Below are 12055 nucleotides of genomic sequence, written 5' to 3' on the forward strand. Positions count from 1 at the left end.
TAGCTGCGCCTAGGGGATACCAGCTCCTAGGATCGGCAGTTCGCAGCGCGGCCCCAGGCCGGGCGAGCCAAGGCCAAGGCAGCGCTTGCGCGGTGGCTGGTTCGCTCTCGCGCTGGCTCAATTCGCAACAGGTTGTCGCCGGGTTATGTCGCTGTTTTCTCGCCCCGAATGGCCCCATCGCGACAGCCCCGCCCCGGCGGCGGTAGCCGGCGAGAAGGATGCCTGCGGTGTGGGTTTTCTGGCCAGCCTGAAAGGTGAAGCCAGCCATTGGGTGCTGCGTCAGGCCTTGCGCGGCCTTGATTGCATGGAGCACCGCGGCGGCTGCGGCGGCGATGGCGATTCCGGCGATGGTGCCGGCGTGCTCTGCGGCATTCCGTGGAGCTATCTCAATGCGGTGTGGCCGGAGGCCGCTGCCAGTAGCGGCAGCAACCGCGGCCTGGGCATGGTGTTCCTGCCGGCCGATGCGGCTCGCCGCGATCAGGCCAAGGCCTTCTGTGATGAAGAAGCCGCCAAGCTCGGCCTCACCAGCCTCGGCTGGCGCGCGGTGCCGGTGGATGCCTCGGTGCTCGGTCCCCTGGCTCGCGGGACTGCGCCGGTGATCGAGCAGTGGCTGCTCGGCGCTTCTGAGGTCGGCGATGCCCTCGAATCGCTGCTGTTCCGCCTGCGCCGCCGCTGCGGTGATCGGGCTCGGGCGGCTTGGGGCGCCGGCCCCAGCGATCTCTATTTCGCGTCGCTCAGCAGCCGCACCGTTGTGTACAAGGGCATGGTGCGCTCCGAAGTGCTCTCGGCCTTCTATGGCGACCTGCGCGATGAGCGTTTTGCCGTGAGCTTTGCGGTGTATCACCGCCGCTTCAGCACCAACACCCTGCCCCGCTGGCCCCTGGCCCAGCCGATGCGGCTGCTCGGCCACAACGGCGAGATCAACACCCTGCTGGGCAACCTCAACTGGGCCCGCGCCTCCGAGGCCGATCTCGATGCGGTGTGGGGTGAGGCCGCTGCAGACCTCAAGCCGGTGGTGAACCCGGCCTTCAGTGATTCCGCCAACCTCGACGCCACCCTGGAGCTGCTGGTGCGCAGCGGCCGGCCGATCACCGAGAGCCTGCTCACGCTGGTGCCCGAGGCTTTCCGCGACCAGCCCGAGCTGGCCGATAAGCCAGAAATTCAGGCCTTCTACGAATATTCCGCCTGCACCCAGGAGCCCTGGGACGGCCCCGCCCTGTTGGTGTTCGCCGATGGGCGCAGCGTCGGCGCCACCCTCGATCGCAACGGCCTGCGCCCGGCTCGCTACTGCATCACCAACGACGGCTTCGTGGTGATGGGCTCGGAAACCGGTGTGGTGGAGCTTGAAGAGAGCCGCATCATCGAGAAGGGTCGCCTCGGCCCCGGCCAGATGCTGGCGGTCGATCTGGAGAACGGTCGCCTGCTGCACAACTGGGAGGTGAAGCAGGAGATTGCTTTGCGCCATCCCTACGGCCAGTGGCTGGCCGATCACCGCCGCAACCTGGGGGTTCAGCCCTGGGCCCAGGAGCGCCAGCTTGGCGATCTGGATCTGTTGCAGCAGCAGACCGCCTTTGGCTTCACCGCCGAAGACTTCGATCTGGTGATCGAAGACATGGCTGGTGCCGGCAAGGAGCCCACCTACTGCATGGGCGACGACATTCCCCTGGCGGTGCTCTCCAACAAGCCGCACCTCCTTTACGACTACTTCAAGCAGCGCTTCGCGCAGGTCACCAACCCGCCGATCGATCCGCTGCGCGAAAAGTTGGTGATGAGCCTGGAGATGCACCTGGGCAAGCGCGGTTCACCGCTGCAGCCCCAGGCGTCTGCTGCAGCCGCGCTGCACCTGAGCAGCCCGATCCTCAACGAAGCCGAGCTGGCGGCCGTGGCGCAGCAGGGCATCCCCTGCAGCACCCTTTCCACCTTGATGCCGATCACCGATGGCCCCGCCGGCCTGGCGGCGGCGGTCGAGCGGCTCAAGGTCGACGCCGAAGCCGCCGTGCGCAGCGGCAGCCAGATCCTGGTGCTCAGCGATCGCGGCATCAACGCCACCACCACCTACATGCCGCCCCTGCTGGCGGTGGGTGCGGTGCACCACCACCTGCTCAATCTCGGCCTGCGCCTGCAGACCTCACTGGTGGCTGATACAGCCCAGTGCTGGAGCACCCACCACGTGGCCTGCCTGATCGGCTTCGGCGCCAGCGCCGTGTGCCCCTGGCTCACCTGGGAAACAGCGCGCCACTGGCTGGCGCAGCCCAAGGTGCAAACCAACATCGAGCGTGGCAAATTGCCCGCCCTCACGCCGGATCTGGTGCAGGCCAATGTGCGCAAGGCCCTCGAGGATGGCCTGCGCAAGATCCTCTCCAAGATCGGTATTTCGCTGCTCGCCAGCTACCACGGCGCGCAGATCTTCGAGGCGATCGGCATCGGCGCCGACTTGATCGAACTGGCGTTCAAGGGCACCACCAGCCGTGTGGCTGGCCTGAGCCTCAGCGAACTGGCCAGCGAAACCCTGAGCTTCCACGCCAAGGCTTTCCCCGAGCTCAACCGCACCAAGCTCGAGTTCATGGGCTTTGTGCAGTACCGCACCGGCGGCGAATACCACCTCAACAGCCCGGAGATGGCCAAGGCGCTCCACTCCGCCGTGGAAGCCGGCCCCGGCTACGACCACTTCTCCACCTACAAAACCCTGCTGGAGAACCGCCCGGTTACGGCGTTGCGCGATCTGCTCGAGCTCAAGCCGGCTCCTGCGGCGCTGCCCTTGGATCAGGTGGAGAGCGTGGAGAGCATCTGCGAGCGCTTCTGCACCGGCGGCATGAGCCTCGGCGCCCTTTCACGGGAAGCCCATGAGGTGCTGGCCATCGCCATGAACCGCATCGGCGGCAAGAGCAACAGCGGCGAGGGCGGCGAAGACCCGGCCCGCTTCCATGCCCTGCAAGATGTGGACGGCGAGGGCCGCTCCGCCACCCTGCCCACGATCAAGGGCCTGCGCAACGGCGACACCGCCTGCTCCGCCATCAAGCAGATCGCTTCAGGCCGTTTTGGCGTGACCCCTGAATATCTGCGCAGCGGCAGGCAGCTGGAGATCAAGGTGGCCCAGGGGGCCAAGCCCGGCGAAGGCGGTCAGCTGCCCGGCCCGAAGGTTGATCCGTACATCGCCTGGCTGCGCAACAGCAAGCCCGGCGTGGCGCTGATCTCGCCGCCGCCCCACCACGACATCTATTCGATTGAAGATCTGGCGCAGCTGATCCACGACCTGCACCAGGTGCACCCCGCCGCCAAGGTGAGCGTGAAGCTGGTGGCCGAGATCGGCATCGGCACCATTGCCGCCGGTGTGGCCAAGGCCAATGCCGATGTGATCCAGATCTCAGGCCACGACGGCGGTACCGGCGCCTCGCCGCTGAGCTCGATCAAGCACGCCGGCGGGCCCTGGGAGCTTGGCCTCACCGAGGTTCACCGCGCCCTGCTCGAGAACGGTCTGCGCGATCGGGTGCTGCTGCGCGCCGATGGCGGCCTCAAGACCGGCTGGGATGTGATCATCGCCGCCCTGCTCGGTGCTGAGGAATACGGCTTCGGCTCGATCGCGATGATCGCCGAGGGCTGCATCATGGCCCGCGTTTGCCACACCAATAACTGCCCGGTGGGGGTGGCCACCCAGAAGGAAGCGCTGCGCAAGCGCTTCACCGGCATCCCCGAGCACGTGGTGAACTTCTTCCTGTTTGTGGCAGAAGAGGTGCGGCAGCTGCTGAGTGTGCTCGGTGTAGCTCGCCTCGAGGATCTGATCGGCCGCACCGAGCTGCTGCAGCCCCGCGCTGTGCAGCTGGCTAAAACCAAGGCGATCGATCTCTCCTGCCTGCTCGATCCCATTCCCCAGGCTGCCGATCGCTCCTGGCTGCAGCACGACGCCCAAGCCCACGGCAACGGCCCGATCCTCGAAGACCAGCTGCTGGCCGATGCCGAGCTGCTTGCAGCGATCGAGGGGCATGGCCGCGTGGCCCGCACCCTGCCGATCATCAACACCGATCGCAGCGTGTGCGCCCGCCTGGGCGGCGAGATCGCTGCGCGCCATGGCAACACCGGTTTCCAGGGCCAGCTCGACCTCACCTACGAGGGCGCCGCTGGTCAGAGCTTCGGTGCCTTCAACGTGCAAGGCATGAACGTGCGCCTGGTGGGTGAAGCCAACGACTACGTGGGCAAGGGCATCAATGGCGGCCGCATCACCGTGGTGCCGCCTGCCGGTGGTCGCGATCCCGGCAGCCAGGTGATCCTCGGCAACACCTGCCTCTATGGCGCCACCGGCGGCGAGCTGTTTGCCCTGGGCCGCGCCGGTGAGCGCTTCGCTGTGCGCAACAGCGGTGCCCGCACCGTGGTGGAAGGCGCCGGCGACCACTGCTGCGAATACATGACCGGTGGTGTGGTGGTGGTGCTGGGCAGCACCGGCCGCAACGTGGCCGCCGGCATGACTGGTGGCGTGGCCTTCCTGCTGGATGAAACCGGCGGCCTGAGCGAGCGGGTGAACCCCGAGATCGTGGCCATCTGCGCGCTCACCACCCCGGAGCAGGAAGCACTGCTGAAGCCTCTTCTGGAAGCCCACCTTGAGGCCACCGGCAGCAGCAAGGCCGCGGCGATCCTGGCCGATTGGAGCAACTGGAAGACGCGCTTCAAGCTGCTGGTGCCCCCCAGTGAGAAGGCCAATGTGGGCCTGGCCGAGCGGGAGACGGTGGCCGCCTGATCGGTTAGCCGACTCCCTGGTTCGGCTGTCGCACCCGCCGGTCGGTTCGCCCCACCGGCGGGTTCGGTTGGCCCGGCCTCGGGTTTCAGTGGCTCTGCATAGCTTGCTGGCACTTGCACCGGCAGCCATGCCTCCCGAATTCGCCCAGCACATGCAGCAGCTCTTCGCCCGCCAGATGGCCGTGGCGTTTCTCGAGCACTGCGCCCAACTTCAGGCACCCGTGAGCCTGGTGAACAGCCGCATTGATGCCCTCGCCGCCGGCCCCATGGCGCTCGAGGCCTGCGCCTTGGAAGCGGAGTTTCTGCTCGATTCCTAGCGCGGGTACTGCGCCATCAGCCGTTGCACCTCGCCGGCGTGATAGCTGCTGCGGGTGAGTGGCGTGCTCACCACTTGCAGAAAGCCCAGTTCCCCTTCCCCGTGCTGGCGGAAGGTCTCGAACTGCTCCGGGGTTACGAAGCGATCCACCGGCAGGTGCTTGGGCCCGGGGGAGAGGTATTGGCCAATGGTCACGATGTCGACCTGGTGGCGGCGCAGGTCTGCGAGCACCTCGATCACCTCGGTGTCGCTCTCGCCCAAGCCCACCATCAGCCCTGATTTGGAGTAGGTGCGAGGCCAGCCTTCCCGCACGCGCTGCAGCAGCTCCAAGGAGCGCTCATAGATGCCTTGCGGACGGGCTTTCTTGTACAGCCGAGGCACCGTTTCGATGTTGTGGTTCAGCACATCGGGGCTCGCGTCCATCACGGTGGCCAGGGCCTGCCAGTTGCCGCAGAAATCCGGGATCAGCAGCTCGATCGTGGTGAGGGGAGAGCGCTGGCGCACCTGCTCAATGCAGGCCACGAACTGGCTGGCGCCTCCATCGGCCAGATCGTCGCGGTTCACCGAGGTGATCACCACGTGTTTGAGCCCTAGCCGCGCCACGGCTTCACCCAGCCGCTGGGGTTCGGTGGGGTCGAGCTCGCGAACGCTCTTGTCGAAATCGATATCGCAGTAGGGGCAGGCGCGGGTGCAGCCCGGCCCCATGATCAAAAAGGTGGCGGTGCCACCGGCGAAGCACTCGCCGATGTTGGGGCAGCTGGCTTCCTGGCAGACCGTGTTCAGCTTGAGATCCAAGAGCAGATCAGCTACTTCGCCGATCCGCTCGCGCTGGGGAGCCTTGACACGCAGCCAGTCGGGTTTGAGCACAGCGCCACTTCCGCCCGCAGGCGCAGATCAGCTGTTAACTCTAGAAACCGGCCCCATCGCTCAGGCTGCCGCCTGAGGCAGGCCAGACCCTTTGCAGGAGCGCCATCTCCTACACTCCCGGCATCGGGATGTAGCGCAGCTTGGTAGCGCACTTCGTTCGGGACGAAGGGGCCGCAGGTTCGAATCCTGTCATCCCGACTTTCAGCTGAGCTCGGCGCCTGGGTAGCCCCTGGGGGTCACCATGCGTCCGCCTTCGACGCGGCTGCTGCTGTTGCCGATCAGCACCAGCGTGAGCATGTCGATCTCCTCGATGGGCAGCGTTCCCAAGCTGTGCAAGCGCACGTCTTCCTCGGGGCGGCCGAGCTGGCGCGCCACCACCACCGGTGTGTCCGCTGGCCGTTTTGCCAGCAGTAGCTCCTGGGCTCGGCCCAGTTGCCAATCGCGCCCCTTCGAGCGCGGGTTGTAGAGCGCTACCACGAAGTCGCCGTCGGCGGCGGACTTGAGGCGTTGCTCGATCACCGCCCAGGGGGTGAGGCGATCACTGAGGCTCACGGTGCAGAAATCGTGCATCAGCGGAGCACCAGCCCGGGCTGCCGCCAACTGCAGGGCCGAGAGGCCTGGATGCACCTGAAAGGCCGGTCGATCGTGCTCGGCCAGGGCCATCCATTGCTCCAGGGCCAGACCGGCCATGCCGTAAATGCCGCTGTCGCCCGACGACACCAGCGCCACCGTGAGGCCCTGGCAAGCCAGCTCCAGGGCTTCGCTGCAGCGCTCGCGTTCCAGGGTGAGTTGCCCGTCGCTGCGGAGTTGATCGGGCCGGCGCAGCGGCTCCAGCAGATCCAGATAGAGGCCATAGCCCACCCACACGCAGCTCTCCGCCAAAGCAGCGCGCGCATCGGGGGTGAGCAGCGAGAGGCTGCCGGGCCCGCTGCCGATCAGGTGCAGGCAGCCCCGCTGGGGTGCCCATTGCTGGGGCGCCTCGGCGATGGCCGCTGTGGCGGCCCCTTGCTCGCCGGCGTTGGCGCGCTCGATGTGTTTGGGGCTACGCAGCTGGGCCTTGGGGCCGCAGGCCAGCAGCGCCGCCGCCTCCGCCACGCTGGCGGTGCCCAGCTCGGCCTCCACAACCGCTGAGGGATTGGGCACCGGTACAGCGCTCAAGGCGGCGCTGCTGAAGCAGCGCAGGGGCCAGCCGTTCTGTTCGGCCAGTTGCAGCAGGGCTGGTTCATCGGCCTTGCGATCGGCGCTGGCGAGGCCCGCGACGGCTTCGATGGCCAGCCCCTCAGCTGCGAGGCTCTGCTCCAGGCAGCGCTGCAGCAGCGAGAGGCTGGTGCCCCGCTCGCAACCCATGCCCACCCACAAGGCCGGTGGGTGCCAGCGGCACTGATCGCTCCGCTCGACCCCCACACTCAGGGGTACCCCGGCGCTGCTCTGAGGCGGCAAGCCAGGCAGCTCTAGCCAGCGTGGATTGCCGCTTTGCTGCTCGAGGGCCACGGCTTCAAGGCGGGCGGCCGCTTTCATCAGCGTGTCCCAGTCGCCGGGGCCGCGGCGCCAGCCCCACCGGCTGCCAAAGGCATCGAGGGCGAGGTGTTGCTGGCTGGTGCTGGTGCCGGTGAGCACGGCTTCTCCCCCCAGCAGCGCCGCCACGCTGTGGGCCAGCGACTCAGCTCCGGCCCCGTGGCCTCCGAGCAGCGGGATGGCAAAGCGGCCCTGGGCGTCGGCTACCACCACGGCGGGGTCGTGTTCTTTGCCTTGCAGCAATGGAGCGATCAGCCGCGTGATGGCGCCGCAGGCGCCAATGGCCACAAAGGCACGGCTGCGCTGCCATTCGCTCTCGAGCAGTCGCTGCAGGTCACCGGGTTGCCAGGCCATGCCATCGGCGGGGCTGGCGATGCGGTCGATCAGGCCTCGCTCCAGCAGCTGACGCAACAGGGGCAGGGCTTGACTGTTGAGGGCAAAACCCCAGCTCAGGCGTTCACTCATCCACCCAGCTTCTCCCGCAGCCCGGCCAACGGGCCGCGCGGGGTGGGCTGCTGGAGCGACCCATCAGCATTCACCTGGTCGCGGGCCGAGCCGCTCAGGCTGGTTTGCGGCGCAATCCGCTCCGGTGCCGGTGTTGCGCTGGGTGCAGCCGAAGGCGGCAATGACGGTTCAGGTGACACCGGCTGTTCCTTGACCTCTTCGGGCTCCGGCTCTGGGGAGGGCTCGTTGATGGCCTCCGTGGTGGTCTCCGTGGTGGTCTCCGCAGTGGCCGGTGCCGGCTCGGCCGCAGGAGGCACCGGGCTTGCTTCGGTTTGGGGGGCTTCGGCTGGCTCAGAGGCAGCGGGCTCGGGCTCGGCCAAGCCGTTGGCGCTTGGTTCGGGTTCTGGCTCCGGTTGAGGCTCAGGCTCGGCGGCCATGGGCTCGGGTTCTGGTTCAGGCTCAGCTACAGCTGCAGGCGGTGCCGGGGGCTCAGGGGCCTGTGCTTCGCCGGCCAGCAGCGCCAGATCGGTCGGGGAAAGCGTGGGGCGCAGCCAGGCCGGCTGGCTACCTGATCCGATCACCACCTCGCGCACCACACTGTTAAACGGTGGATTGAGGGGGTCGCCCCGACCATCGAGCAATTCCAGCTGCACCGCGTTGCTGCCGCGCTTGAAGCCCTTCAGCCACAGCGGCGTCTGACGGTCCACCAAAAAGCTGTCGCCATTCACGCTGATGCGCAGGCGCCAGCGGGCATCGTCGCCGCGCAGGTTCTGCAGGGGCGCATCGAGGAGCAACCAATCGATCAGCACCGGCTCCATCGCCTGCGGGGCCTCCGGGCTGCTGGCAATCAGCTGGGCACTGCCGCTGGCGGGCAGTTCGGCGGCATTGCGGGCCACGCGGTGGACCCGGATCTGGGTGCTGGCGCCTGGAGCCTTCACCGCCTCACCCCAGGGGCGGGCGGCATACACCGTGACCCGATGGCTGCCGGGTCTGAGATCCGGCATCGCCACGGCGGCGGCGGCGTCGCTGCTGGTGATCCGAATCGGTGCCTGATCATCGAGCTGCACCACCAGATGGGGGCCCAGTCCAAGCGGGCTGGCATCGCTTAAGGGCCAGTCGCTCACTTGCAGCTTCAGGGTCCAGGGTCCAGCGGGCAGCAGGGCGTTGTCCTGCGGAGCCAGCACCCGCACCTGAGGTGCCCGATCATTCAGTCGTTCATTGAGCTGTTGCACGGCTCCCGGAGGCGCTACTTCCTGCAGCGCGCCGGAGGGTGCCGTGGCGTTGAGGTTGCTGGGGCTCGCCGCTGATGCATCTGGTGCGGTTTTGCTTCCGCAGCCCCCGCTCACCAGCGTGAGCACCACCAGCACCAGGGCTACGAGCGCCCGCCGTGGTGCCGCCAGCATGGTGATTCCTCCTAAGGCTCGTTTTGAGCTTGTTGAGCACAGTCTGCAGCGTTGCGGACAACAACCCGCTGCGCAAGTGGTGGTTGCTAACAAAAAAGCGCCTTTATTTGCTTGCGTCGGCCTACATCAAGCGCGTAAACACGCGATTTTTCGCTGATGTTTTGCTTCCGCGAGAGCTCAGTCCCTGACTGGCGCGGCTCCGGATTGAACCTTTGTAACTGCCAGGCCAAAGGGCTTGGAATTCACTTTTATACTTCCGCCAGCGGTCCCCTATCTGGGGCCCAAGCGCCAGTCATGAAAAGGGGTTTCGGCTTCGGCTGCACCTCCCGCTCATGCCGGCGCCCATGGGTGCATGCGGTTTTCCGCTGTGCCTGTGGCTCCACTGGCCTGTGGCCTCCGGCTTGCCGGTGCCCCGGGTCGGAAGGGTGGACCTCCACCTCGACCCCGTCCCTCGAGGAACGTCTCGATGACCATCAGCCCACCAGAGCGTGGGAAAACGGCGAAGGCCCAGGTCGACCGGGTGAACAACCCGGCCACCTTCGAACTGTTCGGTAAGCCCGGCCATTTCGATCGCAGCCTTGCCAAAGGTCCCAAAACCACCACGTGGGTTTGGAACCTCCACGCCAACGCTCACGACTTCGACAGCCACACCAGTGATCTCGAAGAGGTCAGCCGGAAGATCTTTTCGGCCCACTTCGGTCACCTGGCCGTCATCTTCATTTGGCTGAGCGGTGCCTTCTTCCACGGCGCTCGCTTCTCCAACTACTCCGGCTGGCTGGCCGACCCCACGCACGTGAAACCCAGTGCGCAGGTGGTTTGGCCCGTGTTCGGCCAAGAAATCCTCAATGGCGATGTGGGTGCCGGTTTCCACGGCATTCAGATCACCTCCGGCCTCTTCCATGTGTGGCGGGCCTGGGGCATCACCAACGAAACGCAGCTGATGGCTCTGGCCATCGGTGCTCTGGTGATGGCCGGCTTGATGCTCAATGCCGGCGTCTTCCACTACCACAAGGCAGCTCCCAAGCTCGAGTGGTTCCAGAACGTTGAGTCGATGCTCAACCACCATCTGGCCGGTCTGCTTGGTCTGGGCTCCCTGTCCTGGGCTGGACACCTGATCCATGTGTCGCTGCCCACGACCGCGCTGATGGATGCCATCGACGCCGGCAAGCCGCTGGCGCTGAACGGCAAAACCATCGCCACCTACGCCGACATTCCCCTCCCCCACGAGTTCCTGAATCAGGACCTCATCGCCCAGCTGTTCCCCGGTTTCGGTGCTGGCATCAATGCCTTCTTCACCGGTAACTGGGCCGCTTACAGCGATTTCCTCACCTTTAAAGGTGGTCTGAATCCTGTAACCGGCAGCCTGTGGATGAGCGATATCGCTCACCACCACCTGGCGATTGCGGTGCTGTTCATCGTGGCCGGTCACATGTACCGGACCAACTGGGGCATCGGCCATAGCATCAAGGAGATCCTCGAGGGCCAGAAGGGCGACCCCCTGCTGTTCCCCGCCTCCAACGGTCATGACGGTCTCTACGAGTTCATGACCACCAGCTGGCACGCCCAGCTGGCTGTGAACCTGGCGCTGCTGGGCTCGCTGAGCATCATCGTTGCTCAGCACATGTATGCGATGCCTCCGTATCCCTACATCGGCATCGACTACCCGACCCAGCTGTCGATCTTCACCCACCACACCTGGATCGGTGGCTTCCTGATCGTTGGTGCCGGCGCCCACGCCGCCATCGCGATGATCCGCGACTACGACCCCGCCAAGCACGTGGACAACGTGCTCGACCGGGTGCTCAAGGCGCGTGATGCCCTGATCTCACACCTCAACTGGGTGTGCATCTGGCTGGGCTTCCACAGCTTCGGCCTCTACATCCACAACGACACCATGCGTGCCCTGGGCCGTCCCCAGGACATGTTCAGCGACTCCGCCATTGCCCTGAAGCCCGTCTTCGCGCAGTGGATTCAGGGTCTGCACGCTGCTGCTGCCGGTAGCACCGCTCCCAATGCCCTCGCCGGCGTGAGCGAAGTGTTCAACGGCACCGTGGTGGCCGTGGGCGGCAAGGTGGCTGCCGGTCCGATCCCCCTGGGAACGGCCGACTTCATGGTCCACCACATTCACGCCTTCACGATTCACGTGACGGTGCTGATCCTGCTGAAGGGTGTTCTGTATGCCCGCAGCAGCCGCCTGGTTCCCGACAAGGCGAACCTCGGTTTCCGCTTCCCCTGCGACGGCCCCGGCCGTGGCGGTACCTGCCAGGTGTCGGCTTGGGACCACGTGTTCCTGGGCCTGTTCTGGATGTACAACTCCCTGTCGATCGTCATCTTCCACTTCTCTTGGAAGATGCAGAGCGACGTGTGGGGCACCGTCAACGCTGACGGAACCGTGTCTCACATCACCAACGGCAACTTTGCCAACAGCGCCATCACGATCAACGGCTGGCTGCGTGACTTCCTGTGGGCTCAGGCCGCACAGGTGATCAACAGCTATGGCTCTGCCACCAGTGCCTACGGTCTGATGTTCCTGGGTGCCCACTTCGTCTGGGCGTTCAGCTTGATGTTCCTGTTCAGCGGCCGCGGCTACTGGCAAGAGCTGATTGAGTCCATCGTCTGGGCTCACAACAAGCTGAAGGTTGCTCCCGCCATTCAGCCGCGGGCGCTCTCCATCACCCAGGGCCGTGCCGTCGGTGTTGCCCACTATCTGCTGGGCGGCATCGCGACCACCTGGTCGTTCTTCCTGGCCCGCATCATTGCGGTCGGCTGACCTCTCCTGACC

The 12055-nt window shown here is 66.2% G+C and carries 6 protein-coding genes and 1 tRNA gene; 4 read left to right on the forward strand and 3 right to left on the reverse strand.

The window, feature by feature from the left end; genetic code table 11:
• Positions 1–145: 145 nt before the first annotated feature.
• Positions 146–4729 (forward strand): glutamate synthase large subunit, encoded by a 4584-nt coding sequence (gltB, locus tag CB0101_RS10225; RefSeq protein ID WP_010311867.1) that lies wholly within the window; start codon positions 146–148, stop codon positions 4727–4729.
• A gap of 127 nt (positions 4730–4856) precedes the next feature.
• Entirely contained in the window at positions 4857–5045 is a 189-nt protein-coding gene (locus tag CB0101_RS10230) for a hypothetical protein (RefSeq protein WP_010311865.1), read from the forward strand.
• Here the strand turns inward: CB0101_RS10230 and lipA are convergent.
• On the reverse strand, positions 5042–5911 hold the full coding sequence (lipA, locus tag CB0101_RS10235) for a lipoyl synthase (protein ID WP_010311862.1): 870 nt from the start codon (positions 5909–5911) through the stop codon (positions 5042–5044). The two genes, CB0101_RS10230 and lipA, sit on opposite strands and share 4 nt — an antisense overlap.
• Before the next feature lie 124 nt (positions 5912–6035).
• Here lipA and CB0101_RS10240 point away from each other — a divergent pair.
• Positions 6036–6109, forward strand: a tRNA-Pro gene (locus CB0101_RS10240).
• A 3-nt stretch (positions 6110–6112) separates the two neighbouring features.
• Here the strand turns inward: CB0101_RS10240 and cobJ are convergent.
• The gene (cobJ, locus tag CB0101_RS10245; protein WP_010311860.1) at positions 6113–7891 is read right to left on the reverse strand and encodes a precorrin-3B C(17)-methyltransferase; all 1779 of its coding nucleotides are present in this window, start codon (positions 7889–7891) and stop codon (positions 6113–6115) included.
• Entirely contained in the window at positions 7888–9273 is a 1386-nt protein-coding gene (locus CB0101_RS10250; protein WP_010311858.1) for a hypothetical protein, read from the reverse strand. Before CB0101_RS10250 ends, cobJ begins: the two co-directional genes overlap by 4 nt.
• 466 nt (positions 9274–9739) lie before the next feature.
• Between CB0101_RS10250 and psaA the strand changes: the two genes are divergently transcribed.
• Entirely contained in the window at positions 9740–12043 is a 2304-nt protein-coding gene (psaA, locus tag CB0101_RS10255) for a photosystem I core protein PsaA (RefSeq protein WP_010311856.1), read from the forward strand.
• Positions 12044–12055: the final 12 nt, after the last annotated feature.

Source organism: Synechococcus sp. CB0101 (assembly GCF_000179235.2).
GTDB lineage: Bacteria > Cyanobacteriota > Cyanobacteriia > PCC-6307 > Cyanobiaceae > Vulcanococcus.

Coding starts and splice junctions, on each gene's coding strand:
- gltB (WP_010311867.1), top strand. CDS start 146: ATGTCGCTGTTTTCTCGCCCCGAATGGCCCCATCGCGACAGCCCCGCC.
- CB0101_RS10230 (WP_010311865.1), top strand. CDS start 4,857: ATGCCTCCCGAATTCGCCCAGCACATGCAGCAGCTCTTCGCCCGCCAG.
- cobJ (WP_010311860.1), bottom strand. CDS start 7,891: ATGAGTGAACGCCTGAGCTGGGGTTTTGCCCTCAACAGTCAAGCCCTG.
- CB0101_RS10250 (WP_010311858.1), bottom strand. CDS start 9,273: ATGCTGGCGGCACCACGGCGGGCGCTCGTAGCCCTGGTGCTGGTGGTG.
- psaA (WP_010311856.1), top strand. CDS start 9,740: ATGACCATCAGCCCACCAGAGCGTGGGAAAACGGCGAAGGCCCAGGTC.